The organism is Campylobacter majalis, from assembly GCF_905120465.1.
GTDB lineage: Bacteria > Campylobacterota > Campylobacteria > Campylobacterales > Campylobacteraceae > Campylobacter_A > Campylobacter_A majalis.
The window spans coordinates 49,423-75,233 of record NZ_CAJHOF010000001.1 but is presented as its reverse complement, the minus strand read 5'-3'; the positions used below and the strand labels follow the sequence as shown (position 1 = coordinate 75,233).

General features: G+C 32.4%; 26 protein-coding genes and 1 pseudogene. 11 read left to right on the top strand and 16 right to left on the bottom strand.

From position 1 onward, the window contains the following. Positions 1-41 precede the first annotated feature (41 nt). From LQU93_RS00380 to mnmH, 8 genes are all read left to right on the top strand, one after another. Positions 42-995, top strand: a complete 954-nt coding sequence (locus tag LQU93_RS00380; RefSeq protein ID WP_229931903.1) for an NAD(P)-binding domain-containing protein — start codon at positions 42-44, stop codon at positions 993-995. 33 nt (positions 996-1,028) lie between these two features. Then, positions 1,029-2,909: a coiled-coil domain-containing protein gene (locus tag LQU93_RS00375; RefSeq protein ID WP_229931902.1), complete on the top strand. Its 1,881-nt coding sequence runs from the start codon at positions 1,029-1,031 to the stop codon at positions 2,907-2,909. A 1-nt stretch (position 2,910) separates the two neighbouring features. Beyond that, a complete protein-coding gene (locus LQU93_RS00370) occupies positions 2,911-3,606 on the top strand; it encodes a tRNA1(Val) (adenine(37)-N6)-methyltransferase (RefSeq protein ID WP_229931901.1) in 696 nt (231 codons plus the stop codon). Beyond that, a complete protein-coding gene (locus LQU93_RS00365) occupies positions 3,600-3,968 on the top strand; it encodes a YkgJ family cysteine cluster protein (protein ID WP_229931900.1) in 369 nt (122 codons plus the stop codon). Before LQU93_RS00370 ends, LQU93_RS00365 begins: the two co-directional genes overlap by 7 nt. A 53-nt stretch (positions 3,969-4,021) precedes the next feature. Beyond that, positions 4,022-5,179 carry a tetratricopeptide repeat protein gene (locus tag LQU93_RS00360; protein ID WP_229931899.1) on the top strand — a complete coding sequence of 386 codons (1,158 nt, stop codon included), beginning with the start codon at positions 4,022-4,024 and terminating at the stop codon, positions 5,177-5,179. Beyond that, positions 5,166-5,951 (top strand): indole-3-glycerol phosphate synthase TrpC, encoded by a 786-nt coding sequence (gene trpC / locus LQU93_RS00355; RefSeq protein ID WP_229931898.1) that lies wholly within the window; start codon positions 5,166-5,168, stop codon positions 5,949-5,951. Before LQU93_RS00360 ends, trpC begins: the two co-directional genes overlap by 14 nt. A 108-nt stretch (positions 5,952-6,059) precedes the next feature. Next, a complete protein-coding gene (locus LQU93_RS00350; protein WP_229931897.1) occupies positions 6,060-6,566 on the top strand; it encodes an HIT family protein in 507 nt (168 codons plus the stop codon). Continuing rightward, positions 6,553-7,572 carry a tRNA 2-selenouridine(34) synthase MnmH gene (gene mnmH, locus LQU93_RS00345; RefSeq protein ID WP_229931896.1) on the top strand — a complete coding sequence of 340 codons (1,020 nt, stop codon included), beginning with the start codon at positions 6,553-6,555 and terminating at the stop codon, positions 7,570-7,572. Before LQU93_RS00350 ends, mnmH begins: the two co-directional genes overlap by 14 nt. 535 nt (positions 7,573-8,107) lie before the next feature. On the opposite strand, the gene LQU93_RS00340 is transcribed toward mnmH, so the two are convergent. Next, the gene (locus LQU93_RS00340) at positions 8,108-9,646 is read right to left on the bottom strand and encodes an inorganic phosphate transporter (RefSeq protein WP_229931895.1); all 1,539 of its coding nucleotides are present in this window, start codon (positions 9,644-9,646) and stop codon (positions 8,108-8,110) included. Positions 9,647-9,719: 73 nt separating this feature from the next. Here LQU93_RS00340 and LQU93_RS00335 point away from each other — a divergent pair, with 73 nt between their 5' ends. Genes LQU93_RS00335 through LQU93_RS00325 form a run of 3 tightly spaced genes read left to right on the top strand, consistent with a single transcriptional unit; the run spans position 9,720 to position 11,719 of the window. Beyond that, positions 9,720-10,640 (top strand): Ppx/GppA phosphatase family protein, encoded by a 921-nt coding sequence (locus LQU93_RS00335; protein ID WP_229931894.1) that lies wholly within the window; start codon positions 9,720-9,722, stop codon positions 10,638-10,640. Beyond that, positions 10,637-11,080, top strand: a complete 444-nt coding sequence (locus LQU93_RS00330; RefSeq protein WP_229931893.1) for a GatB/YqeY domain-containing protein — start codon at positions 10,637-10,639, stop codon at positions 11,078-11,080. Before LQU93_RS00335 ends, LQU93_RS00330 begins: the two co-directional genes overlap by 4 nt. Positions 11,081-11,095: 15 nt before the next feature. Then, the gene (locus LQU93_RS00325; RefSeq protein ID WP_229931892.1) at positions 11,096-11,719 is read left to right on the top strand and encodes a hypothetical protein; all 624 of its coding nucleotides are present in this window, start codon (positions 11,096-11,098) and stop codon (positions 11,717-11,719) included. A gap of 26 nt (positions 11,720-11,745) precedes the next feature. On the opposite strand, the pseudogene LQU93_RS10055 reads toward LQU93_RS00325, so the two are convergent. The 15 genes and pseudogenes from LQU93_RS10055 to rplI form a co-directional block, all read right to left on the bottom strand. Beyond that, a pseudogene (locus tag LQU93_RS10055) lies at positions 11,746-12,444 on the bottom strand (methyl-accepting chemotaxis protein); the annotation flags it as partial. Between the two features lie 576 nt (positions 12,445-13,020). Continuing rightward, the gene (locus tag LQU93_RS00315) at positions 13,021-13,530 is read right to left on the bottom strand and encodes a PAS domain-containing protein (protein ID WP_229931890.1); all 510 of its coding nucleotides are present in this window, start codon (positions 13,528-13,530) and stop codon (positions 13,021-13,023) included. A gap of 118 nt (positions 13,531-13,648) precedes the next feature. After that, entirely contained in the window at positions 13,649-14,893 is a 1,245-nt protein-coding gene (locus tag LQU93_RS00310; RefSeq protein ID WP_229931889.1) for a type II secretion system F family protein, read from the bottom strand. Beyond that, positions 14,890-16,566 (bottom strand): GspE/PulE family protein, encoded by a 1,677-nt coding sequence (locus LQU93_RS00305; protein WP_229931888.1) that lies wholly within the window; start codon positions 16,564-16,566, stop codon positions 14,890-14,892. Before LQU93_RS00305 ends, LQU93_RS00310 begins: the two co-directional genes overlap by 4 nt. Continuing rightward, positions 16,566-17,111: a hypothetical protein gene (locus LQU93_RS00300; protein WP_229931887.1), complete on the bottom strand. Its 546-nt coding sequence runs from the start codon at positions 17,109-17,111 to the stop codon at positions 16,566-16,568. Before LQU93_RS00300 ends, LQU93_RS00305 begins: the two co-directional genes overlap by 1 nt. Beyond that, on the bottom strand, positions 17,108-17,818 hold the full coding sequence (locus LQU93_RS00295; protein ID WP_229931886.1) for a CDC27 family protein: 711 nt from the start codon (positions 17,816-17,818) through the stop codon (positions 17,108-17,110). Before LQU93_RS00295 ends, LQU93_RS00300 begins: the two co-directional genes overlap by 4 nt. Beyond that, a complete protein-coding gene (locus LQU93_RS00290; RefSeq protein ID WP_229931885.1) occupies positions 17,811-18,617 on the bottom strand; it encodes an ATP-binding protein in 807 nt (268 codons plus the stop codon). The genes LQU93_RS00295 and LQU93_RS00290 overlap by 8 nt, the downstream gene beginning before the upstream one ends. Next, the gene (gene mshL / locus LQU93_RS00285; protein ID WP_229931884.1) at positions 18,610-20,097 is read right to left on the bottom strand and encodes a pilus (MSHA type) biogenesis protein MshL; all 1,488 of its coding nucleotides are present in this window, start codon (positions 20,095-20,097) and stop codon (positions 18,610-18,612) included. The genes LQU93_RS00290 and mshL overlap by 8 nt, the downstream gene beginning before the upstream one ends. Beyond that, complete coding sequence (locus LQU93_RS00280) at positions 20,081-20,485, bottom strand: hypothetical protein (protein ID WP_229931883.1); 405 nt, start codon at positions 20,483-20,485, stop codon at positions 20,081-20,083. The genes mshL and LQU93_RS00280 overlap by 17 nt, the downstream gene beginning before the upstream one ends. After that, positions 20,467-21,114: a type 4a pilus biogenesis protein PilO gene (pilO, locus tag LQU93_RS00275; protein WP_229931882.1), complete on the bottom strand. Its 648-nt coding sequence runs from the start codon at positions 21,112-21,114 to the stop codon at positions 20,467-20,469. Before pilO ends, LQU93_RS00280 begins: the two co-directional genes overlap by 19 nt. Further along, positions 21,111-22,625 (bottom strand): PilN domain-containing protein, encoded by a 1,515-nt coding sequence (locus LQU93_RS00270; protein WP_229931881.1) that lies wholly within the window; start codon positions 22,623-22,625, stop codon positions 21,111-21,113. The genes pilO and LQU93_RS00270 overlap by 4 nt, the downstream gene beginning before the upstream one ends. Further along, entirely contained in the window at positions 22,609-23,484 is an 876-nt protein-coding gene (era, locus tag LQU93_RS00265; protein ID WP_229931880.1) for a GTPase Era, read from the bottom strand. The genes LQU93_RS00270 and era overlap by 17 nt, the downstream gene beginning before the upstream one ends. An 8-nt stretch (positions 23,485-23,492) precedes the next feature. Next, positions 23,493-24,815, bottom strand: coding sequence for an HslU--HslV peptidase ATPase subunit (gene hslU / locus LQU93_RS00260; protein ID WP_229931879.1), 1,323 nt, complete (start codon positions 24,813-24,815; stop codon positions 23,493-23,495). Continuing rightward, the gene (gene hslV, locus LQU93_RS00255) at positions 24,815-25,357 is read right to left on the bottom strand and encodes an ATP-dependent protease subunit HslV (protein WP_229931878.1); all 543 of its coding nucleotides are present in this window, start codon (positions 25,355-25,357) and stop codon (positions 24,815-24,817) included. The genes hslU and hslV overlap by 1 nt, the downstream gene beginning before the upstream one ends. Next, positions 25,357-25,806: a 50S ribosomal protein L9 gene (gene rplI, locus LQU93_RS00250; protein WP_229931877.1), complete on the bottom strand. Its 450-nt coding sequence runs from the start codon at positions 25,804-25,806 to the stop codon at positions 25,357-25,359. The genes hslV and rplI overlap by 1 nt, the downstream gene beginning before the upstream one ends. Positions 25,807-25,811 lie beyond the last annotated feature (5 nt).

The following is a 25,811-nucleotide window of genomic DNA, read 5'->3' as shown; positions in this document are numbered from 1 at the left end:
ATAAATTCAGAGCCATAAATTTTTAAATACAAAGGAAAAAAATGTCAAGTCTTTATGATTTAGTTGTAATTGGTGCAGGTCCTAGCGGTATAGCTTGTGCTATAGAGGCGAAGCTAAATGGATTACAAAAAGTAATTCTTTTAGAAAAGGCAGATCAAAACAATCAAACGATTAGAAAATTTTACAAAGAAGGAAAAAGGGTAGATAAGGAGTATAAGGGTCAAGACAGCACAACTCGCGGTAAAGTTGAATTTTTTGACGGAACAAGAGAGAGCACACTTGAGTATTTTGATAAATTGCTTGATGAGCATAAGGTTGAGATTGTTTATGGCTGTGATGTTGAGTGTGTTAAAAAAGATGCAAACGAACTTGAAGTAATTACACCAAAAGGCAATTATAAAACAAAAAATGCAGTAGTTAGTATAGGCAAAATGGGCAAACCAAATAAGCCAGACTATAAAATCCCACTACCACTAAATGCTGTTGTAAATTACAACTTAAATAACGTAAAAGCCACAGAAAAAGTCCTAATCGTAGGTGGTGGAAACTCAGCTGTTGAATACGCTATAGATTTAGCTGGTAAAAATGAGGTGACTTTAGCATATCGTAGAGATACATTTGCTAGAGTAAATGATATAAATCTTGAAAATTTGGCAAAATGTGAGGCCGAGGCAACTGTTAAGGTTAGATTAAATCACGATATACAAAGCGTAGAAGATGAAGGTGGTAAGGTAAAAATAAACTATAAAGATGGAAAAACACGCATTTATGATAGAGTTGTTTATGCCATAGGTGGATCAAGCCCTGTTGATTTTTTACAAAAATGTGGCGTAGAAGTGGATGAGAAGAGTAATGCTGTAGTCAATGATGTATGCGAAAGCAATGTAAGCGGTCTTTATGTGAGTGGGGATTTGATAAAAACTGGTGGTTCGATTGTTGTTGGAATAAACCATGCTTATGAGATAGTAAAAGACATTATTAAAAAACGAGGTTAATGTTTGGATTTGATTTATAAGCGAGTAGCCTTAGTGCTACTCATTTTTTTGTTGGGCTTATATGCGTATTTAAGCAGTGATTTAAGTAAGCCAAAAGAGAGAGTTTATCAAGTTTATGCACTTAAATTTGATGATTTGCCAGACAGCGAAAAACAAAAATATATACCGAAGCAAATTATAAAAATAGATGAAAATTTAAGTGAAAATATAGATGAGTTAAAAAAAATAATTTCTGAGTTAAAGATCACAAATGAAGCACTTTGGGCTGATAATTTGAGTTTAAATGATAAAAATTTAGATTTAAGTATAAAGCTTGATGAGACAAACGAACCAAAAATACAAGCCAATTTAAACGATGATAGCCTAAAAGAGCAAGAGTTAAGATACATGCAAAATATACAAGAATTACAAAAGGCACTAAGTGATACGCAAAAAGAGAATTTACAAAACGTAAAAAACTATGAACAAAAGATAATAAAGCTAGAAAATGAGCTTTTAATGCTTAAAAATGAATATGATAAGAATATAACGGCTACAGTTTTACAAAATGAAATAAAGCTAAATGATATAATGCAGATAAATAATAGACTAAATACTGAAATTTCGCTACTTAATACAAATTTACATGATTCAAATCTAACCAAAAAAGAGCTAAATACACTAAGAGCACAATTAAATAATTATCAGCAAGAAAAAGAAAACTTAACTCATTTGCACAAAATGGAATTAAAAAGAGTAGAAGATGGATATAAGATGCAGATCTCTGTTTTGGAGCAAGAATTATCAAAAAAAGCAAATGCAGTATATGACAATATGACCGAAATAGCAGCCCTAAATGCAAAAATAAATCAAATAAATATGGAAAATTTAACAATAAAAAGCAATAAGGATAAAAGCGATACTGAACTAAAAAATGCAAAATCTGAGATAGAAAATCTAACAAAATTAAAAATCACAAATGAAGCACAAATATTGAAAAATAAAGAGACAATCGCAGCTTTAAATGATGATTTAAAGCATAAGGTAAATTTAGACATAAATAAAACAAAGCAGATAGGTGAGTTGAATTCTAAAATAGCTGCTTTAAATATAGACTTAAACAATAGTAAAAATAACATAAACTCTTTAAATGAAGCTATTAGTATAAAAGATAGCAATATAACTGCTATTAAAGCAGAACTTGACATAAAAGCGTCTGAGTTAAGTGATGCACAAGCTAATGTTGCAAAACTAAATACTGATTTAAACAAGCAACTTGAAATTCTAAAAACTGATGCAAAAAATTATGAAATTTTGACTGCAGAAATTTCACGTTTGCGAAATTTAACAAATAAAGATGATGCCGTTAAAACGCTACAGGATGAATTAAGTGTATTAAAAACTGAAATAAAGAAAAAAACAACCGAGTTTATGGCAAAAAGTGAATTAGGCAAAAAGATAAATGAGCTAGAAAAAGAGCTTGAGCTTGGGCTTGATAGACAAGATAAACTAGAAGATGAAAATATAAACTTAAAGCAAATTCTAGAGACACAAACACGCCCAGAAGTTCCTAAAAAAGTGGTTTTTGTTTCTCAAATAGAGTGTATTAACATAGATAAAGACACAATAACAACTACATGTAAAAATCGTGTAGAGCAGTTTTTGGCACGCTATAATGCAAATTATTTATATGAAATAACTGCTATTGTTGATGGTAGGGGATATGCGTTGCCTTATGAGATAAGCTCAAAAATAAGCAAAAGCGAATTGGATAGATTAAACAACTATGTTGATTATGGTGTCGGAACTCAAAGAGCTAGTATGGCGGCACAACTTATACGTGACGAGTACGGCGATTTTGCTAGAATTAGCTTTAATCAAAACGTGATTAAAAGGGCAAATGCACGTGGTTTTATCATAAAGGCATATAGATAGTATGAAAATTTTTCAGTTACAAAATGGCTATCATTACAATAGTGACACAATGGCTTTGTATGGTTTTATAAGCTCATTTTGGAATAAAAAATACAAAAATGTTCTTGATGTTGGTAGTGGTAGTGGGGTTCTTGGAATGCTAATTAAGCGTGATAACCCTGAAATTTCATTAAGCATGATTGATATACAAGATGAAAATGTCGCACTTTGTAATAAAAATTTGAGTGAAAATGATTTAAATGCAAAAGTGATTTTGACTGATTTTAAAATGTATAAAAGTGATATAAGATATGATTTAATAATATCAAATCCACCATTTTATCATGATGGTGTAACAAAGAGTGATAATAAACATATTGCTATTTCTAGATATGATAAGTATTTAACGCTTGATGATTTTATACGTGTTAGTAATACTCATTTAAATCCAAATGCAGAGCTAATGTTTTGCTATGACAGTATGCAATTAAGCGAAATTTTCATATCCCTTAATAGATATAAACTCAATCCAACGCATATTAGATTTGTCCATGCTAGCAAAGATAAAAATGCCAGATTGGTTCTAGTAAGAGCCAAAAAAAACTCACGTTCAAAATGTGAAATTTTGCCCGTGCTTTTTATGAAAGAAAATAGACTAAATAGCCAAGAAGCGACTAAAATATATACCATGGCTGATTTGCAGAGTGAGTTATGCTAAAAAAGCAAGATTTTTCATATTCTTTTGATGGTTCAAAATGCGATGAGTGTGGCGGAAAATGCTGTGTGGGCGAGAGTGGATATATATGGATAAGTGCGAGTGAGATAAAGAAGCTAAGTGAGTTTTTGGGCTTAAAAACAGATGAATTTATTAAAAAATACCTTTTTAAAACGCAAAATAAATATAGCATAAAAGAAAAAGAGTATAATGGCGGATATGCTTGTATATTTTTTGATGAGCAAAACAAAAATTGTGGCGTGTATGAGTATAGACCATCGCAATGTAGGACGTTTCCGTTTTGGGATTATTTTAAGCAAAATTTAGAGGAGTTGCAAGCAGAATGCATTGGTGTAAAATTTTAAAATTTTTATTTGTTTTTGTATTTATAGTGACCACATACGCAAAAGATATTAATATGCAGATATTAAATGTGCTACATTTAGTTGATAGTGAAAATTTTGCTCAAGCTGTGAGTGAGTATGAGAAATTATACAAGCAGACAAAAGACGTTGAGTTTTTAAAAGAAGCTCTTAGATTGGCTTTTGATACAAACGATAAACGTTTAAATGAGCTTTTAAAAATTGGTTCTAAAGTCTTACAAAATGATGGTGAATTTGTGAGATTTGAGATTATGCAGCTTTTAAAACAAAACAAAATAAGTAGGGCAAAAGAGAAAACAAATGCTTTAATTAAAAAAGAGCAAGATGCTAGAAATTTTACCATTTTGGGCAACATAAATATGTTTGAAGGCGATAATAACAAGGCTTATGCAAATTTTGCCAAAGCATATGAACTACAAAACAATGAAGAAAATCTTATACGCTTAGTAAGTGTTACGCCAAATGATGATGAGATTATTAAAAATTTACAAAATTATAGAGAAAAAAATGGATGCAGTTATACTCTTTGCACAATGCTTGGCGAGAAATATTTTGCTAAAAATGATTTTGTAAATGCAGCTAGTGTGTATGCTGAACTTTATGAGATAAGTCAAAATCCGCAGTATCTAGATTATATAATTATTAGTGTAGCTCAGACTAAAGATAAAAATTTACTAAGCCAATACGAAACAAGGCTTGATCTAAACTCCAGCATCATGATGGATGCGTATGCAAACATGGGATTGTATGATATGGCATATAATCAAGCAAAACAATCATATGAAGCTGGTTTAGGTGATGTTTATCAAACTATGATGGCAATATATGAATATGAGCAACATGAAAAAAATATGAGCGAAAAAGTGCTAAAAAATGTCATGCAGAATTTTGAAAATAGCGTAGAAAAAGTAGGGCTTGGTATGAGCTATAACTATTATGGATACTTGCTAATAATTCATGATATTGATTATAAAAAAGGCATATCATTAGTCCAAAAAGCATTAGTGCTTGAGCCTGATTCGCCATATTATCTAGATAGCCTGGCGTGGGGATATTATAAGCTTGGTGATTGCAATAAGGCTAGTGAAATCATGCAAAAGGTTATGAGTTTTGATGATATAGATGACACTGATGAGATTAAGCAGCACGACGAAGCAATAAAAAAATGTAGGGCAAAAAGTGATACTAGATAAAATAATAGACAAAACAAAAGTGGATTTAGAGCAAGAAAAAGCTAGGCTAACTCATGCTGAGTTAGAAAAAATATGTGAAAAAAACGCATATAAACCAAAAGATGTAATAGGTGCGTTAAAAAGCACCGATGATGAGCCTTTTCGTATAATTGCCGAAGTAAAAAAGGCAAGTCCAAGCAAGGGTTTGATACGTGAAAATTTTATGCCTGTTTTGATAGCAAAGGAGTATGAAAAAGGCGGTGCAAATGCTATGTCGGTGCTAACTGAACCACATTTTTTCTTGGGCGATTTAAGTTATTTGCGTGAAATTAGAGCTAGTGTTAAAGCTCCATTGCTTAGAAAGGATTTTATAATAGATGATTATCAAATCACTCAAGCGTTGGCAAATGGTGCTGATTTTATCTTGCTTATCGCAAAAGCACTGAGTAAAATGGAGCTAAAAAGATTATATGACAAAGCCATATCGATTGGACTTAGGGTGCTTGTAGAAGCACACGACGAAGACGATATACAAAAAGCAGTATATGCAAATGCCAAAATTATCGGCATAAATCATAGAAATTTAAGCACATTTGATATGGATATGAAGCTTTGCGAAAAATTAATACCTATGTTGCCAAATGAGTGTGTTAAAGTTGCCGAGAGTGGAATTTATACGCATGAACAGCTTGTAAATCTCAGGGGTTATGGCGTAGATGCATTTTTGGTGGGTGAGCATTTTATGCGGCAAGATGACGTAGCTGGTGCTTTAAGCAAACTAAAAAATGGTTAAAATTTTAAATTAATTAATCTATGAAATTTTAATAAAATATAAAAATGTTAAAATTTTAAAATACAAATCGCCTATTAATGGCGATAAAAGCATAAAAAAGGATGGTAAATGCAGCATTTATGTGCCCCTTGGCGTGCTGAGTATTTTAATTCAAAATTAGTAGATTGTGTTTTTTGCGAGATAGGAAAAGACGCTACTCAAGACGATAAAACAGGTGTTATATTTCGTGCAAAGCATTGTTTTGGCGTGATGAATCGTTTTCCATATTCACCAGGGCATTTTATGGTTATACCTTATTTTCATACGGATAATATTGAAAAATTAGATGATGAGATATGGTTCGAGATGAGTTATTATGTAAAAAATGGAGTTAAAATTTTAAAAGATGAGCTTAATGCAGGTGGTGTAAATATCGGCATGAATTTAGGCAAGGCAGCTGGTGCTGGGATAGCTGAGCATGTGCATTATCATCTAGTGCCACGTTGGGAGCGAGATACAAATTTTATCACAACCATAGCCGATGTTAGAGTAAATGGCGTGCCTTTTCATCCGTTATTTACCAAGCTAAAAGAGGCGTTTAAAACTATAACGGAGTATAAATTTGAGCGTAATTGATCTTGATATAGATCAGTGGCTTGATGAGCGAGATAGCTTTGAATTATTAATAGACGCTAGAAGCCCATGCGAGTATGAGTATTCTTGTATAGTTGGCTCTAAAAATTATTTTGCCTTAGATGACGCACAGCATAAAGAAGTAGGCACGATATATAAAACAAATAGGGCATCGGCAAAAGTGCTTGGTGCAAGGTATATATGTCTAAATTTAGACAAGCATTTGCTTGAAATTTCGTCTAAATTTAGAGTTGGTGCAAAGGTTGGTGTGTATTGTGCTAAAGGCGGTATGAGATCGGCATCTATCGCTCATGTGCTGGGTATGATAGGCTATAGAGTTGTAAGGCTTGTTGGGGGATATAAGGCTTATAGAAATCATGTCTTAAGTGAGCTTAATAGACCTATAAATATGCGTTTTATTACTTTATTTGGCAATACAGGTACTCGCAAAACAAAACTAATAAACGAACTAAGCCCTAGTATAAATTTAGAAAAAATGGCAAATCATCTAGGCTCTGTTTTTGGCTCTGTGTCTGGAAAGCAGCCTAGTCAAAAAGCGTTTGAAGATGCTCTTTTTGAACGCCTTAGAGAGCTTCGTGGGGTTAAGGTGTGTTTTATAGAGGGCGAAAGTAGGCGCATAGGCGAGATAACTTTGCCTGAGAGTATTTATAAAGCCATGCGAGAAGATAGCATAAATGTCGAAATTTTTGCCGATATTAAAAATAGGATTGATTGCATACTTGATGATTATTGTGGTGTTGATAGGGCGTTTTTTGATGAGTGCATGACAAAGATAAGGGCATTTATTTCAAAGGATGCTAAAGATGATGCGATTTCGGCTTATAGTAGTGGTGATAATGCAAAAGTGGCGGAAATTTTACTAACACAATATTACGATAAAGTCTATAAAAAACCAGCCAGGATTGATTGTAGTATCTGCTCTGATGATATTGAATATGCAAAATCAAAACTACTTGAAATTTCACAAAACCTTAATTGCATAGCCTAAGTAAAATTTAATTTTAACTATTTTTACAAAGCTGTTGCTAATCCTAACAAAGCTTTATATGAAATTTATTCTTAATTTTTAGTGTTATGCCTACTCCTTTTTCTTTTTTAAATATAGATAAAATAAATATATCCTTACTTTTATCGTCTAAATTTATATTTTAGATTAAGGTTGATTTTAAATTTAATCAGTTTAATAAACATTGTGTTGCTATCGTGTTGGCTAAAATTTTGCTTTATAAAACTAAATCTTATTTTTTATTGTAATTTTTCTTGCTAATATTAATTTTAGTAATTTACACTTTGCTTTTGTAATAGTTTGGATTTTGTGCCTAAATTTATTTTTAATTTTGTTTTATGGCTATTTCTTGTAGGTTGCATTAATAAACCAGCTTTAAATTTAGCGATTTTGTTGGTTCTTATCAACATAAAAAGTATAAAATTGTTTTAAATTTATTAAACGCAAAATTTAAAGTGACAAACACACTTGTTTTTGATGTTTTATAAATCCAAAACTTAAATTGTATTTTGTAATTTTATATAAATCTAGCAATTATAATATAAAATACACTAGCAAGAATTGCCGCCGTTGGTAGTGTGATAACCCATGCTAGAAGTATCGGTTTTACCATTTTCCAATTTGCATTTTTATTTATCACGCCTATGCCTAAAACCGCACCTATTAGTATGTGTGTTGAGCTAACTGGTATGCCAAGTTTTGTGGCTAGAAGTATCACAATACTCGCTGCTAGTTCTGCACTAAAGCCAGTTGTAGGGATAATTTCTGCTAGTTTAGTGCCAATTGTTGTAATTACCTCTTTGCCTAAAAACCAAAGCCCAACAACAAGCGATATGCCAAATGTAATCATTGCGACGTTTGGTATTGCAGCTGAGTCATTTATGACACCCGTTTTTATTACGTCTAGCACAGCGACAAACGGACCTATTGCATTTGCTATATCGTTTGCACCATGCGAAAATGCAAACGAACTAGCGGTAAAAATTTGAAACCACGAAAATATACGGTTTATGCTTTTTTCACTATCATTCTTACTCATAACGTTTATGATGGCAAAACTAGCCAAATACGCCATAAGCCCTATCACAAACATGATCCAAACTGTGCCAAGTATGCCAAAGTTTAAATTTAGATGCTTTAAGCCCTTAAATAGCATCATGGATGATATTATCATTGCGGCAAATCCAGCCACAAGTGGGATATGTTTTTTCATCGCAGCAAAGCTATCGATTTGCTTTTCATTATCTTTCATTTGTTTAATTTTAGTGCGGTATTCGCTATATTCTGGGTTTTGTATGTTATCTTCATCTATCATGGCTATTCTAGATAGAGTTTCTATCTGCTCCTTTTCAGGAAGGGCTGTTAGTGATAATATAAAATCACGCTTATAGCGTTTTCTCTCGCTCTTTAAAGTTTTTAGTGAGATTTTTAACTGTCTTGTTGGCGTTATGATATTGCGTTTAATGTAACCAAATATCAAAAACGATAGCACCCCACCCATTAGTGGCGAGATCACCCAGCTTATGGCTATTTTGCCTATTTCATTCCAGCTTATCATCTTTATGGCTTCGTTTGCCCCATAGCTTGTATAGCCCATTATGATACCAGCTCCCACTATACCGCCTACAATTGAGTGTGTGGTAGATACTGGTAGTCCTTTTTTTGATGCAAAAAACAGCCATAGCCCAGAGCTAAGAAGTGCTGATAGCATAATGGCTACAAATTTCATAGGATCTACATCATGCCCTTTAAAGCTAATAATGCCGTTTTTTATAGTATTTGTAACCTCTCCTCCTGCAAAAACAGCTCCACTTAATTCAAATACGGCAGCTATTATTAATGCTTGTTTTATTGTGAGAGTTTTTGCTCCAACGCTTGTGCCAAAACTATTTGCGACATCGTTTCCACCGATGTTAAATGCCATAAATATCCCAAATACTGAAACTATAAAAAATATTGGATAGTAGTTACTAGGTATGGCAGAAATCCCCCAGTTTAAAAAATAAACAAGAGTGATTATAAAAGCCAAACCAGCAAAAATATTGTCGCGATTCAAGAAAATTCCTTTTTAAAATAATAGTAATTATATCTAAAATTTGATAAAATTTTACAAAAACAAAGTAGGCTTAATGGATAAAATAATAGCAATTGATCTTGGTTCAAATACACTAAGAGTGGCGTATGTAATCAATCAAAATGGCATATTTAGTGTGCAAAAAAGCTACGAGGCGATAGTTGGTTCGGCAAGAGGACTAAGTCAAAGTGGTGTTATAAGCAGCGAGGCTTGTGAGCGTATATATAGTGCTTTAAATATAATTAAACGCGAGTTTGATTTTGAAAATTTCAGACACATTGCTGTAGCTACGGCTGCATTTAGGATTGCGAAAAATACAGATGAAATTTTTGCTGAGATTTTGGATAGATTTGGTATTAAATTTCGTCTAATAAGTGGAGAAAGCGAGGCATTGTTTATAAATATGGGCGTAAATAATGCATTAAATCGCTTAAATATAGTTTGTAATAATCCTGTGTTTATTGATTTGGGTGGTGCAAGTAGTGAGATAAGCAGTTCGCAAAAATTTCAAAGCTTTAATTTTGGTATCATTAGTTTTTATGAAGCTTTTAAGACGCCTAAGTTGCTTGATGATAATGTTAAATTTGTAGTTAAAGACGCTAAGCAATTTCTTGATAGTTTGCATGGTGATATTATTGTGCTTACTGCTGGGGTTGCCACGACTATGGCAGCTTTAAAACTTGGTTTAAATTACGCTAAATATGATGCAAATTTAATAAATGGCACAGAGTTAAATGTAGATGAGTTTTATAATCAAAGGCAGATGCTAATAGACATGCCACAAGATAAGGCAAAAGTATTAGTTGGAGAAAATAGACAAAGCTTAATAATTGCTGGAATAACGCTATTATATGGCTTGTTGCATGATAATAAAGCTAAATTAATCGCAATAGATGATGGTTTAAGGGAAGGTATAGCGGTGGCATATTTTAAGAATGAGTTTAATAAAATTTTAAATCATAAGGAGAAAAAATGAGCATAAAAGAGCAGATATTGCAAGATATTAAAATAGCGATGAAGCAAAAAGATGAGTTTAGGCGTGATAGTTTAAGGACGCTTCATTCTGTCTTAAAACAAGTTGAAATAGATCAAAGAGTTGAGTTAAGTGATGAAATTGTGCTTGGCATACTTCAAAAAGAGATAAAAAAGCGAAATGACGCAAAGGATATATATTTGCAAGGTGGCAGAGAGGATTTGGCACAAAAAGAGAGCATGGAGGCCGAGCTAATTGCTGTATATTTGCCAAAACAATTAAATGATGATGAGTTAAAATTAAAATTACAAGATATAAAAATGCAACTTGGAGCAAGTAGTATAAAGGACTTGGGTAACTTTATGAAGGCGGCAAAAGAGCAAATAGGTGCAAGCGCTGATGCAAGACGCATAAGCGAGATTGCTAAGGCGATATTAGCATAAATTTAAAGGATGCAGATGAAGAAAATTTTAATGTTTTTGATGATTGTTGGAGTTTGTTTTGGTTTTGATATAAATAGCATCAAACCATTAGTTGGTGATGAGTATAAAAAAGTTTTTGCCAAGTATTTTAACGAAGATGACACTGCTTTTAATACACATGACTTTGAGAGTGATGTAAAGCTACATGAGAAATATTGTCATGCTGGTTTAAGTGATGCTTGTGAGAGTTTGGGGCATTCGTATGTGCTTGGATTTGGTGTAAAAAAAGATGCCAAAAAAGGCTTAGAATATTTAAAATACGCATTAAGACATGCAAAATCTGAAATTTTTAAAGAGTATTATGAGTATTCACTTGTCGTGGCAAACGAGGTAAAAGACATGCAACAAGGCGATGCGATAGTAAATATAATAAGAAAATATGCTAAAAAATACACCGATTGCAATGCTAGAAAAAATGATAAAGATGCATGTTTTCAGATGTTAATACTAGCTGGGATATTGCCTACTGATATGATTGGAGTAAGTGATATGAGTGGTATTTTTGAGTTGGCTTATGATAATGACGTATTTATAAATGGTGCTAAAAATTCTAAGATTGCTAAAATGATATCAGAATATAATAAAATCTTAGATAGATAAAAGAGAGTGAAATCACTCTCTTTGTTTTATTTTGTGTCTTCTACCATATTATTATATGATTCGAAAATTTTAGAGCTTACTGCTTCAAGTCTAGCAAATTCGCTTACTATTGTATTCATATTTTCTTTATTGTAGCCATCTTTTGCACTATTTGATATCTCTTTTAAAATAGCTGTAAATTCATCAACAAGCGGTCTTAATGTTTTATAGCTTGGCATGTGTTTAAATTTAGTCATTTGTTTTTCATCATGCCAAGAATTTATCTCGCTTATGATTTGTTGTATATTTTCAGGCTCAACGCGTTCATTTATGACATCTGAATAGATATTTGTTTTAGTTAAAATTTGCGAAATTTTAGTGATAATGCTTAGGGTTTTATTTTCGACGTATTTTGATGTCTCGGCTGTAGCTTTGGCATTATCGTTAAACTGTATTAAGGTTTGCCTAAATACATCAACGCTAACATTTGCCGCTTGTGCTATGCGATTAATTTCGTCTGAGTTTTGGCTTATCTCTTTTGTCTCTTGTTGCAGCGTCTGTATGCTTATGCTTATCTCGCTTGTTGCTCGTTGAGTATTTTCAGCTAGTTTTCGCACTTCGTCTGCAACCACGGCAAAACCACGTCCATGCTCTCCAGCACGTGCGGCTTCTATAGCTGCGTTTAGTGCTAAGAGATTTGTTTGTTCGGCTATGTCTTTTATTAGTCCAACAACTGATGAAATTTCATCAGTCCTAGTTGTGAGTGTGTGTATGGCGTGTGCTGAGTTATTTATAAGTCCTTCTAGTGAGCTCATATTTGAGCTAAGTTCATTCATGTTATTTAGTGTTTCATCGGCGATTTTTGATGTTTCATTGGCAATTTTTGCCATTTGTGTTAAGTTGTCTATGCTTATGTTTAGATCATTTTGCACATCATTCATGCCGCTTGTTCCGTTGCCTAGTTCGCCAAATTGCTCAGATAGCACACCTCTTGTCTTGCCTTTTTGTCCGGCTTTTATACCATTTACGCCATCGCTCATATTTATAGCATTTGTTTTAAATAGTCCTCTAAAACCTTCAGAATATATATTTCTATGTGTCGCACCTTTTTCAGCCATACTTACTGATGTCGCCATTTCGCGTTGCAAGGCTTCGATTTGATCTAATAAGTCGTTTATACCAAGTGCAATTTGTCCTAATGTATCATTTGGATTTAAATTTATTATACGTGGCTCTAGTATGCCGTTTTTTGCAGCCGTTATTACATCTAAAATTTCATCATGATTTGTTTTATTTTTTTTACCAAACATAATTCATCTCCTTTATGCTCTTTGTAAGCTATTTACAAATTCATCATAGCTTAACTTTTGCTCTTTTAATGTTTCGTTTAAAATTCTTTCTGATGCATCCATACCGCCGCTTTTTTCGGCTGCTAATAACTTTTCATATAGTGGTTTTATGGTTTGCATGGCTTTTGGGTTTGGTTTTCTGCGGACTGAATAATACCCTACTATTTGCCCATTTTCATTAACTGATGCTGTAACATTTGCAAAAACCCAGTAAAATGAACCATCAAAGCTTCTGTTTTTGACATATGCGAAAATTTCTTGTTTATTTTTTATACGTTCCCAAAGTAATTTAAATATTATTTTTGGCATATCTGGGTGACGAACAATATTGTGTGGTTTGCCGATTAGTTCATTGCCTTTTGCTCCTACTATCTCAGTAAATGGAGCATTGCAGTATGTTATTTTGCCAGTTGTATCTGTTTTAGATACCAAAAAGGCATTTTCATCTACTTGTCTTTCTGTATTTGCTATAGATTTAGACATTACTAACTCCTGATTTTTATTTATATCCCCAAAACATTTTAATGAAAGAAATATTAAATTTAAATAATCAATATAATAAAATTTACAAAAAGCTAATTAAGTGCTTCGTTTTTTCACACTAATTTCTCACAGCACTTGCCATATCCCACATTGGCATAAATATACCAAGAGCTAAAAATGTAACCATAATCGCCAAAACAGCTAATAAAATAGGCTCTATATATGTTGAAATATTGTCAATTATGTCATTAAATTTCATTTTATAATAGTCTGTGACTTTTTCTAGCATGGCATCTAGACTACCACTTTGCTCTCCGGCATTTATCATCTGAAGTAGCATACTTTCATAAAGCTTTGTATCTTTTAAGCTATCGGTTAGACTAACACCCCTGCCTACTAGTATCTTAACTCCTTTTAATTTAATTTTTAGCTCTTCATTTGTTACAGTCATTACAGCTGTGTCTAATGCCTCTACTATAGGTATTCCAGCACGTGTTAGCTCTGTAAAAATTAGATTAAATCTATTCATAGTTGAATAAAATATGATATTTCCTATAAGATATACTTTTAGTAATGCTTTGTCGATTTTGGCTTTTATTTCATATGATTTTTTATATGTTTTATTTGTGAAAAAAATGGCACCAAGTATTATGATTAGCACATATAAGCCGTATTGACTTAAGATATTTTCTATGTTTAATAAAATTTTAGTTGGCAATGGCAAGTTTGCACCAAGTTGATCAAATACATCGCGAAATTTTGGCACCACTGATGTCATCATTATTACAAATGCAATTATTATCGCAACTATTACAGTTATAGGATACCTTATGGCTTTTTTAAATTTTTGCTGATTATCCCATACATCTTGTAAGATTTCAGCTAATTTTGATAGCGATTCTGCCATATTGCCAGTGTTTTCGCCAAGTCTCATCATAGCTATACTTACATCGCCAAAGTCGTTTTGAAATTTTGATATTGATTCAGTTAGACTTTGTCCTTGGTTTAAGTCTTCATTGATAGTGTCAAATACAACTTGTATGCGTTTATCATCTGATGATTTTGCTATCTCTTTTATGGCATCATGTAGTGATATTCCAGCATTTGCCATAACGCTTAATTGCCTTATTGTTGTTACTAAAAGCGGTGTTTTGATGGTTGGTTTTATAAAAAAACTTGCTATTTTATCCCCAAAATCATTGATTTGATCAGTAATTGGTATGGATTTTGTTTCGCCTATTTTTATAATCGTGCCGTAGTTTTTTGCAGTAGCGATTGATTTTGCATCGTTTTTGTTATTTGCTTTTAGCGTAATTTTTTGTTTTAGTCCATCTTTGACGTATTCAACTTCAAAAAATTTCATATTTTAGCCACTCTGTAAATTTCTTCTATCGTTGTAATGCCACGAGCAGCACGAAGTATGCCATCGCTAAACATATCTATAAACCCCTCTTTAATAGCTACTTTTTTTATCTCTTCTTTGTTTGCACTTTGTGCGACTAAATTTTGTATAGCGTCGCTTACTGGTAAAATTTCGCTTATCATCTCACGCCCAATATAGCCGGTATTTGCACAATGCTCACAGCCTACAGCTTGATAAAATTGATACTCGTTAGGTAGAATGTGCAACAAATCATCTAGTATATTTTTGTGCGGTGTTGTTTTGCTTTTACAGTGTGGGCATAGTTTGCGAACTAGCCTTTGTGCTTCAATAGCGGTTAATGCACCACTTACCAAATACGGCTCTATGCCCATATCAATTATGCGTGGTAGAGCGGATATAGCGTCATTTGTGTGAAGTGTAGAAAATACCAAGTGTCCAGTAAGTGCAGCCTGTATGGCTATGCGAAGAGTTTCTTGATCTCGTATCTCGCCTATCATTATGATATCTGGATCTTGACGAAGGATTGAGCGAAGTGCTGAGGCGAAATTTAATCCAGCTTTTTCATTTACATGCACTTGCTGAATTAGGCTTAGTTGATATTCGACTGGATCTTCAACTGTGATGATTTTTGTTTGTATATTTTTTATATCATTTAATGCCCCATATAGTGTTGTTGTCTTGCCGCTGCCGGTTGGACCAGTTACTAAGATGATACCATAAGGTGCTTTCATGCATTTTTTAAATTTATTAAAATTTTCAGGATGCATGCCTAAATTTTCTAGGCTTATTACAACTTTTGATTTATCAAGCACACGAAGCACTATACTCTCACCGTTTAGTATAGGTAATGTTGAGATACGAAAATCATACTCTTTATCTAGTATTACTGCTGAAAAACGCCCATCTTGTGGCTTTCGTCGCTCAGCTATATCCATGTTTGATAATAGCTTCATTCTACTTACCATTGGTGGATAGATATCTTTGTCAAATATAAAAGTCTCACTTAGCATACCATCTATGCGGCTTCTTACTACACAACTTGTCTCTGTTGGCTCTATATGGATGTCGCTAGCTCTGCTAGAAATTGCGGTTTTTAGTATAACTTCTATTAATTTTAATATCCCAGAGCTATCACCAGTGGAAGCACTGGCTGAGGTTGAAAGCTCTTTGCGTATGTCATTAACTAAATCTTTGATGCTTTCGTTTAACTCCAGTTTATTTAGGTATTTGTCTATTTTTGCTGGTTGGGCTACGGCTACTTTTAAAATTTTTCTTTTAAATAAATTTTGCACTCTTTCTTGATTTAATACATCAAATGGGTTTTTTAGTGCCACGCTTATGCTTAACTCATCTTGTTTGACTGGAAGTGCGTTTAGTTTTTTTAGTTGAGCCGTGCTTATACGCTCACTTAAACGGTAGTCTATCTCTGTATCGTCTAAATCAAAATATTCAAGTTCATATTTTTTTGAAATTTCTTGTAAAAATTTCTCAGCATCATAATCAAGATTTTTAGACACAAACTCTATGTCTATTTTCTCACGCCTATATAGGGTGTATAGTGCTTGGGCTAAATCATTTTCGTTTTTTATTGTGTTTGCTTCGTCTGTGTTTATTATTTGGTTTTGTATAAGAATGTTTAATTTATTTTGCATTACCAATACTCTATTTCATTTATTAATTCGTCATCTTTATAAGTTCTTATGAAAATTCTAGGGATTTCATACTCAAGCTCACTCTTGCCAAGTTCATAATATGTGTCTGAGTTTGGTTCTTTAAAAATGAAAATTTCATCATCTTTTTCATAATCACCCTTTGTAAATCTGTCAAATATATACGATAGTATATAATCGCTCTTTGGTAGTCTAATATAGCTTATATCAACACCATCAATTACTGCGTAATAAAGCAACTTTTTCTTATAAAGTATATCAGCAAAATATGCCGCATTTTCACGTGCTTGTTTGGATTTTGTAAGACCAAATATCGGTGTGCTTAGGCGGTTTATCATATGTGTGTTTAAACAAGCCATACCGTATAAATTTAGTACGGCATCAATGCGTGTTTTTATATAAAATTTTTCTACTTGTTCTTGACAAATTTGTTTATATTTACCCTCGCTATACCAGTTTGAAATTTCAGCAAAACTCAAAGCCTTCATAGACGAGATAAGCATTAAAATTGTTAATAAAATTTTCATAATAAATTGCTTTTTATTTGATTTATTAAATTTGTTATTTTTGGGCTATTTTTGCCACGATTGTGAGAATTTAGAGCCCTTAAGGCATCATCTTTGTTGCCTTGTTTGTATTTTGCAGTGGCAAAAATTATCCAGCTTTGCTCGTTGTCGTTGTCTAGCTCATTTGCGTTTAATGCCCACTCAATGGCTTGACTATAATCTTTTTGATTTAGAAATTTTTCTGCTAGAGCTAGTGCGTAATTAATATTGTGTGTTTTGTTGAAATTTTCTTTTAGTGCGTCTATTTCGTTTAAATTTGTTTGAGTTACTTGTATGTCTATTTTTTTGATTTGTTTTTCATTTGGCTTTGTTGTTTGGCTTATATCAGATATAGTGCTATCGGTGTGTGAAATTTGTATCTTGTTTAGTTTTAACCAGCCTTGTTCTTGATGCGTTTTTATGCTAGGTTGTTGCGATTGTTCGGATGCGTCATCGCTTAAAGGCTGTTCTTGTTGTAGTTTGTTAATTGCGATTTGTGTTTTTTCTTGTATTTCTTGTGCGTATGATTTTGTGACTGGTGTTTGTTTTGTATTGTGGTATATAAAACAAGTAAGTGCTAAAATCAATATTATTAAGGCTATTATTAGTGATTTTTTTGCCTTGTTTGGTCTGTTTATAAGCCTTTCGTATCTTGCTTCAAGTTCGTTTAATTCACTTAGACTAAGCATTTATTAACTCCGTATCTATTGCTGCCATGTAAATTAGTTTTTTATTGTTTTTGCTTGTGCTTAGCATTGATGGCTTGTGTGCTTCGTAACTTTCGCATATTTGTAAAAATTTATACATTAATTTATTTAGTGTTCTTAGATTGCCCTTGCATAGATTGTGTATCAAGGCATAGTCATTTTGACTAAAATTTATCAAGTTTATTTTATCGTCTAATTTTTTTTGTATATATACTCTTATCTCTGCTAAATCAGCACTTTTTAACTCTATGCTCTCCCATATGCGAGTTGAAAAATAATCCTTTGCTAAGACGTCTTCATCACTTGTTTTATGCACTGTAAATAGCACTTTAAAATACCTACTATCAGCCATTAATCTTATTTTTTCTATTAGTTTGGGCGGATAGAGTTGGGCTTCATCTAGTATAATGATTTTTTGATTTTTTAGTATTTCATCGACGCCTTTTAAGCTTAAATCATACTCTTTTAAAAATGCTTCAAAATTTTTAGAACTTATTGAAATTTTAAGTTTTTCACAAACTTCATTTAAAAAATCACTTTCGTTAAAAAACGGATGCGAGAAATATATGATATTTTCATTATCTAAATCTTTTAAAATTTTATTTAGCAAAAATGTCTTTCCGCTTCCTGGTTTGCCATAAAATAGTGCGAGTTTTATCGGTTTTTGCAATACATTTACTATTTTATTATAGCACTGTATTGACTTATCAAGGTTGATAAACCACTCTAGATTATCATCTTCAATAAAGTTATTTTTAAGCTTAGTATATACATTATTCATATATGGACTTTGAAAAACCAAGATCTTTTAAGCTTTGTTTTGTTGGTCTTATATCTTGCAGATCAACAACTCTAGGCGTTATAACAAACACAAGCTCTGTCGTGCGAACTACATCTTTTGTGCTTTTAAAAGCCGCTCCAATTAGCGGAATATCTGCTAGTAATGGCACACGAGTATTGTCTTTGGCTTTTGTTTGTCCGATTAAACCACCCAAAATTATCGTATCGCCACTATTTACATATACCACTGTTGAGAGCTTCTTTTGCAAGGTGTCTGGTGCAATCTCTCTAATTGCTAAATTTTGCGTGGTCGAGTCATCGTCTCTGTATTTGAAGTTACTAAGCGATGGATTAACACGAAGCATGATTTTATTATCATCAGAAATTTCAGGAAGTAGATTTAGTAAAATTCCTATAAAAACTGAGTATTGTTTGTATGTGGTTGTGCGTCTATCAGAGAGTGCAGAGCCACTATCTGTTTGCTCCATTACACGGTAGTTTATATTATCTCCGACTGAGATTAGTGCTTGTTGGTTATTTAGGGTTGTGATTTTTGGGCTTGATACGACTTTAGTTTTGCCATTTGTTTCTAAGAAATTTATAACCCCATCTATACTGAGATTTAAATTTGCTGAAATTGTTAGAGAATTTTGCCAACCACCACTATTTGTTCGTGATGTTATTAGGTTAGATGGGCTTGTTTGATCGCTGTTTAAGTATGTGTTAAAGCCTAGTTGAAATTTGCTCCAATCAATGCCTTTTTTGTATTCGTTTGCAAGTTCAACAGAGATAATTGATACATCTATTACTACTTGACGTTTTAGGCGTTGTTGGACATGAGTTATGTATGATTTGACACGCTTTAATTGTGATGGTGTGCCAGTTACTGTGATTAGTCCGGCATTTTGATTTATGATTGGATCCGGAGCCTCAATCGCATCGCTTGTGTTGTTTAATATCGCTTTTAGCTCAGCATCAAGCTTTTCCCAAAAATCAAATTTTTCTATTGTTTGGATGATATTATCTTGATTTAAACTGTTTGTTTGATTTTGTGTATTTGTTTGATTTTCTCCTACTTCAACAGGCGATGAATCAACTGATGCTTTTGTCGTGGCACGTCCTTCGCGTATAGATGTTATATAGTCTATTTTAAATGTTTTGCTTTTTAAAGATGAAATTTTAAGAACATTGCCATTAAAATCATAGTGTAGATTTTTCTCGCTTAAAATTATGTCAAAAATTTGATTTAAATCCATCTGCTTTATGTTGATGCTTGAGTTGTCATGCAGCATCGATTTTGCGTGATTATCTGTAATTACAATACTAAAATTACACATATCAGATAGTTGCTCTATTGCTTCGATTAAATTGACATCACTTGTTATTTTCATGCTAAATTTTTTACTAAGGCAACTATTTGCATTTGTAATTGTAATTAATGCAAAAGATATAATAAAAATTACTCTATTTAGTTTCGACATTTGCGATGTTCCTTGCCATATTTAAAATTTGAACTTTACCAGTTTTTTCATTATGTATTATAACATTTGAGAATGAAATTTTAACAATTTTACCGATATCTATCTCATCATTTAACCCATACCAAACATTATTTATTTTGACTTTGTTTGATATTATTGCTTGTAGTTTGTGAGATTGAGTATTTTCGTTTTTTATAATTTGTATTGTTTCTTGTTGATTGGATGTGTTTAAAAATGGATTTTTTATGTTTTGAAGTTGCATTGGACTAAGTCCGTTTCTAGATGCCGAAATTTTATCAAAAATAGCATCAGTGGAATTGGTATCAGCACATAAATAAACGACAAAAAGTAGTAAAATTTTAATTTTTATTAATATTTTATTCCCCATACAGCAATTCCTATATCTGAGTTTAATTTATTTGATGATGAGTTGATATCTAATCTGTTTAAATCAACTACTAATTTTGATTTTTCTATCGCGTCTATGTAGCTTACTAGATCCTTAAAATCCCCATTTGCTTTTATGTTAATATTTAAAAATTGCTCAACTTTTTGTATAGTTGGCTCTTTAAATTCATTGCTTATGCTTTGTATAGTTATGTCATTTCTTTGTGCTAATACAACTAAATCATCTAGAAATTTCGCCCAATTTTGCTCATTAAACAACAAAAACGACAATTCTTTAAGTTTTGTGTCAAAATATTCATTTTGTTTATTTATGCCATCAAGTTTTAATCTTAATCCGTTTAGTATGTTTGTTTGTGCATTGATGGCATAATTTGTGTCTAATCCATCAGCCGAGCTTACCATTTTTAAGTAGTGATTTGTGTTTACTAGTCTGGCCTCTATGTCAGTGTAATGATTGTTGTGTTCTTCAAAATATTCAGCCGATATATCAAATAACAAAAAATAGACAAAAGCCACTATTATCAAGCCTACGCCATAAGTTAAAATAGTAGATTCACTTTGGCTTTTTTGTTCAAAATATTTATCAATATTGTCTAAAATTTTATTCATTTTAGCTCCATTGTTATATTGCTTTCATATCTTAAATCGCTATTAAAATATATTTTTTTCGTGCTTACGTTAATTTTATCATTTGCACTTATTTGCTTTATTAAATCAGTTATTCGCTTTTCGTCTTGGCTTATCGCATTGATGGTTATTTGATTGTTGTCTTGCTTTATGGATTTCATTGATACACCATTTTTATTAAACATGTTTGAAATATCATATAGTGCTTTTGACTTCATTATATAGCCGCTTTTTTTGTATTCTATTTCATTTAGTAGTTTTTTGCGAAATTCAAGCTTATCACTTTGCTCTTTTATGCTTTTTTTAACTTCGTTTTGTGCATTTTCTATAGTTGCTATTTTGGTGCGTATATTTTGCTCTATGGCATATTTTTCTTTATATTCTTGGTTTAAAATTTCTTTTTGATTTTCTAAATAATATCCATATGTATAATTATATGCAGGATATAATAAAGACAATAAGGCACATCCTGCGATTGTTATTATGAATTTCCCACTTTGGCGTTGCAAAAATGGATCTGGTCTTTTAAATATGGTAAAGTTAAAGCTATCGTCTTGATTTTGCTTGTATTCTATGCTTTTAAGTTGCATCAAATTGTGAATTTGTGCTAACTTAAAATTTTTAGCGTTTAAATGTGTTGATATATTTAGTAAAGATGCATTTATTTCTAGTTCTTTGGCACATAAATCAACTAAGCCTTGTATATTGTATGTGTCTATATCTATATATGCTGTTGTGATATTTAGTGAGTAAATTCTAGATAGAGAATTTAACACATCGTATATGTATGAAAAACACTCTTTAAAGACAGATTTTATTTGTTTTGATTGCAAACTCTCATTGTCTATATCGATTTTATTAAGCATTTGATAAAAACTATCATTGTCTAATCTCTCGCCAGATAACTCAAAATATTTATCCTTGATATATTCTAAATCGTATCTTAATGGACGAGATATGAAATGCTCTCCTTGCTTATAAATGCTTATAAATGCATCATCTTTGCTTATGTTTATAAAAACATCTGATGTTGCGTTTGGTAGTAAATTTTTGCTGTAAGCACACTGATATAAAAGTGGGGTATAGGCAATAAAATCTAAAAAGTGTATATTGGTTATAGTTGTTTGAAATTTTGATTTTAGGGCATTAAAATCGATGGCATATACGTTAAAATAATTGCTATCATGACTAGAAAATGGCATTTGCATATATGTTATTTTATATTCATTTATAGTGTCTAAATTTAGCTCTTCATATGTTTTTATAGTGATTTGGTTTTCTAAATCCTCGCTTGATATACTGCTTGGAATTTCGATTGTTGCTGATTGGACATCTTTATGTTTTAAGTATGAGATATAGAAATTTTCCTTTTTTAAATTTGCTTTATTAAGCAAAAAAATATCCACTTCACTGGTATCATATTTTGCGATAAAATCGTTATAAACATCGATTGTGATGGTATAATTTTTGTTTTTGTTAAGTGTTTGTTTCATTTAGTTTCTTTATATAGTTTTCGTCTTTGCTCCAGCCCTTTTTTATCTGCACTTCAAGCTTTAAAAATATCTTTTTTTGTGTTAAATTTGCAATCAATTTTCTGGCATTTATCCCAATTCTTTTTATCGTATTACCGTTTTTGCCAATTATCATTGCTCTGTGAGTTGTTTTTTCTGTGATGATTGTGGCATAAATTTGCGTTAGCTGAGAGTTTTCAATGACTTTATTTATTACTACATCGCTTGAATATGGTATCTCATCGCTTAAATTTTCATAAATTGACTCAAGTATAAATTCTCTAAAAATTTCTTTTTCATTTGTGTTTGTTATGAACTCTGGATCAAAGAAATATGGATGATTGGGTAGGAGTTTTGATATCTCGTCTAGTAAGGGCTTTTGATATGTTTTGTGTTTGGTGCTAAATGGTATTAGTGCTTTGAAATTAGTAGCATATTTTTCGTAGTTTGAAATTTTAGCTAACACGTCTTCATTTTTTACTTCATCTACCTTTGTTAGCACCAAAATATGGGGCTTTGTTGGATTGAGTGCTAAAAAATTCTCATAATCTGTAACATCATCATGAATACAGGCTAAAAACAGTATCGCATCGCAATCACCCATAGCCTTAATCGCATCTTCAATCATTAGCTTGTTTAGCGTTTTGTCGCTTTTGTGAAGACCTGGCGTATCGATAAATATTATTTGGTTATTTTCATGCATGACTATGCCGTTTATCTTGCGACGTGTGGCGTTTTGCTTGTGCGATACGATTGTTATTTTTTCATTTAATAAGGCATTTAGCATAGAGCTTTTACCTGCGTTTGTTCGTCCGATGATACTTACAAAGCCCGATTTCATAAAATTCCTTACAATATATATCTTGCTAAGTCTTGATCTTTTACGACTTCGCTTAGACGCTCTTGAACTACTTGTTTTGTAATAGTTATTGTCTCGCCACTTCTATCGCTTGCTTCAAAACTAATCTCTTCTAACACTCTTTCAATAACCGTATGCAGACGTCTAGCACCGATATCTTCCATGCTCTCATTTGCATTTTGTGCGATTTTGGCTATCTCATGTATAGCTTCATCATCAAACACAAGCTCGACATTTTCTGTTTTTAAAAGTGCTTTGTATTGACGTAAAAGTGAGTTTTTAGGCTGAGTTAAAATTTTATACAATGTCTCTTCATCAAGACTGCTTAGCTCAACTCTTAGCGGAAAACGTCCTTGAAGCTCTGGTATGATATCGCTTGGTTTTGATATGTGAAATGCACCAGCTGCTATAAATAAAATATGATCTGTTTTTATGTTTCCAAATTTTGTTGAGATAAGTGAGCCTTCAACTATCGGCAACAAATCACGCTGGACACCCTCTTTGCTAGGATCTTGACGACCTGAATTACCAGAACTAACGGCGACTTTATCTATCTCATCGATAAATATTATGCCTTCGTTTTCTGCACGTCTTAAAGCTTCTGTTTTTATGTCTTCTATATTTAATATGCTCTCGTTTGCTTCGTTTTCTAGGGCTTTTTTGGCATCTTTGATTTTCATCTCTTTTTTAACAGATTTATTTGTCATGCCAATAATCTTTATAAAACTCTCTTGCATTTGAGCCATATCAGGCGGTATATTTGCATTTTCAGATAGAGTTGGCTGCTGCACCTCTATCTCTATATTTAGATCATCTAAGTCGCCATTTCTTAGCTTTGATAGCATTTTTTCATAGCTTTTTTCATAATCGGCTTGTTTTTCATCGCTTGCACCCTTTGGCAGTGGTGGCAATAATTTTTTAATTATTTTATCTTCGATGTATTCGTTTATCTTGTCTTTATTTTTATCGCTTTGTTCTTGCTTTACTAGATTATACGAAGCCATAACTAAATCTCTAACCATGCTCTCAACATCTCGTCCGACAAAGCCAACTTCTGTATATTTACTTGCCTCAACTTTAACAAATGGCAAACCCATCATCTTTGATAGTCGTCTTGCGATTTCGGTTTTGCCAACACCTGTTGAGCCTATCATTAATATATTTTTTGGCATTATGTCATCTTGTAGCTCTTTTTCTAATTTCATTCTTCGGTAGCGATTTCTTAGTGCGATAGCGATGATTTTTTTAGCATCTTTTTGTCCGATTACATAATCATCTAAAAACTCAACTATCTGCCTTGGTGTCATGTTCATTATTTTTCATCCTCGATTACGTAAGTTTTTATGTTGGTGTTTGTGTATATGCAAATTTCACCAGCTATATTTAAGCTCTCTTTTACAAGAGTTTCAGCATCGATATTGGCCAGTCTATCTAATGCACGAGCAGCTGATAGTGCGTAGTTTCCACCACTTCCTATAGCCGCTATTTTGCCATCTTCTGGCTCTATGACATCACCAGTTCCGCTTAATAAGAAAATTTTGTCCCTATTTAGCACAAGCATCATGGCTTCAAGTTTGCGTAAATATTTATCTTTTCTCCACTCTTTACTAAATTCCACAACGGCTTTTAGCAAGTCCCCTTTTGCTACTTCAAGCTTTGATTCAAACATATCAAAGAGATTGAAGGCATCTGCTGTGCTACCAGCAAATCCAGCCAAAACTTTGCCGTCTTTAATCTTGCGTATTTTTACGGCATTGCCTTTTAGTACAGTGTTGCCAAAGCTAACTTGCCCATCTCCACCTATTACCGATTTATCTTTGCCTTTGTAGGCAAGTATGGTTGTTGCATGAAACATTACTCGCCTACCACTTCAACTTTTAATTTAGCTACTATAGCATGACCTAGTTTGACATTTAGTTCATACACTCCAACGGCTTTTAGGTGGTTGTGATCTATTTCTATTGATTTTTTATCGACTATTAGATGGTGTGTTTTTTCAAGTTCGGTTGAAATTTCGTCTTTTGATACAGAGCCAAACAACGCACCATTTGCACCAAGTTGTTTTTTAATGATTACTTTTACTTTTTCAAGCTCATTTTTTAGTTTTTCAAGATTTGAAATTTCATACTTTAACTCTTCAGCTTTTCTTCTTTGTTCTGCTTCGTACTGTCTTAAAACGGCTGGAGTTGCAGCCTGTGCTAAACCTTTGCCGATTAAAAAGTTATTTGCATATCCGTCTTTTACCTCTTTTATCTCACCAGCTTTTCCAAGCCCTTTTACATCTTTTGTTAATAATACTTTCATCTTTT

What these genes read in the sequence shown, in the direction of transcription:
- LQU93_RS00310 (WP_229931889.1), bottom strand. Translation starts at nt 14,893, where the DNA reads ATGAAATTTTTTGAAGTTGAATACGTCAAAGATGGACTAAAACAAAAA.
- era (WP_229931880.1), bottom strand. Translation starts at nt 23,484, where the DNA reads ATGAAATCGGGCTTTGTAAGTATCATCGGACGAACAAACGCAGGTAAA.
- LQU93_RS00330 (WP_229931893.1), top strand. Translation starts at nt 10,637, where the DNA reads ATGAGCATAAAAGAGCAGATATTGCAAGATATTAAAATAGCGATGAAG.
- LQU93_RS00380 (WP_229931903.1), top strand. Translation starts at nt 42, where the DNA reads ATGTCAAGTCTTTATGATTTAGTTGTAATTGGTGCAGGTCCTAGCGGT.
- LQU93_RS00290 (WP_229931885.1), bottom strand. Translation starts at nt 18,617, where the DNA reads ATGAATAATGTATATACTAAGCTTAAAAATAACTTTATTGAAGATGAT.
- mshL (WP_229931884.1), bottom strand. Translation starts at nt 20,097, where the DNA reads ATGTCGAAACTAAATAGAGTAATTTTTATTATATCTTTTGCATTAATT.
- LQU93_RS00295 (WP_229931886.1), bottom strand. Translation starts at nt 17,818, where the DNA reads ATGCTTAGTCTAAGTGAATTAAACGAACTTGAAGCAAGATACGAAAGG.
- hslU (WP_229931879.1), bottom strand. Translation starts at nt 24,815, where the DNA reads ATGAACATGACACCAAGGCAGATAGTTGAGTTTTTAGATGATTATGTA.
- LQU93_RS00365 (WP_229931900.1), top strand. Translation starts at nt 3,600, where the DNA reads ATGCTAAAAAAGCAAGATTTTTCATATTCTTTTGATGGTTCAAAATGC.
- LQU93_RS00280 (WP_229931883.1), bottom strand. Translation starts at nt 20,485, where the DNA reads ATGGGGAATAAAATATTAATAAAAATTAAAATTTTACTACTTTTTGTC.
- LQU93_RS00350 (WP_229931897.1), top strand. Translation starts at nt 6,060, where the DNA reads ATGCAGCATTTATGTGCCCCTTGGCGTGCTGAGTATTTTAATTCAAAA.
- LQU93_RS00360 (WP_229931899.1), top strand. Translation starts at nt 4,022, where the DNA reads ATGCAGATATTAAATGTGCTACATTTAGTTGATAGTGAAAATTTTGCT.
- LQU93_RS00335 (WP_229931894.1), top strand. Translation starts at nt 9,720, where the DNA reads ATGGATAAAATAATAGCAATTGATCTTGGTTCAAATACACTAAGAGTG.
- LQU93_RS00270 (WP_229931881.1), bottom strand. Translation starts at nt 22,625, where the DNA reads ATGAAACAAACACTTAACAAAAACAAAAATTATACCATCACAATCGAT.
- LQU93_RS00325 (WP_229931892.1), top strand. Translation starts at nt 11,096, where the DNA reads ATGAAGAAAATTTTAATGTTTTTGATGATTGTTGGAGTTTGTTTTGGT.
- LQU93_RS00305 (WP_229931888.1), bottom strand. Translation starts at nt 16,566, where the DNA reads ATGCAAAATAAATTAAACATTCTTATACAAAACCAAATAATAAACACA.
- LQU93_RS00300 (WP_229931887.1), bottom strand. Translation starts at nt 17,111, where the DNA reads ATGAAAATTTTATTAACAATTTTAATGCTTATCTCGTCTATGAAGGCT.
- LQU93_RS00370 (WP_229931901.1), top strand. Translation starts at nt 2,911, where the DNA reads ATGAAAATTTTTCAGTTACAAAATGGCTATCATTACAATAGTGACACA.
- hslV (WP_229931878.1), bottom strand. Translation starts at nt 25,357, where the DNA reads ATGTTTCATGCAACAACCATACTTGCCTACAAAGGCAAAGATAAATCG.
- rplI (WP_229931877.1), bottom strand. Translation starts at nt 25,806, where the DNA reads ATGAAAGTATTATTAACAAAAGATGTAAAAGGGCTTGGAAAAGCTGGT.
- LQU93_RS00315 (WP_229931890.1), bottom strand. Translation starts at nt 13,530, where the DNA reads ATGTCTAAATCTATAGCAAATACAGAAAGACAAGTAGATGAAAATGCC.
- pilO (WP_229931882.1), bottom strand. Translation starts at nt 21,114, where the DNA reads ATGAATAAAATTTTAGACAATATTGATAAATATTTTGAACAAAAAAGC.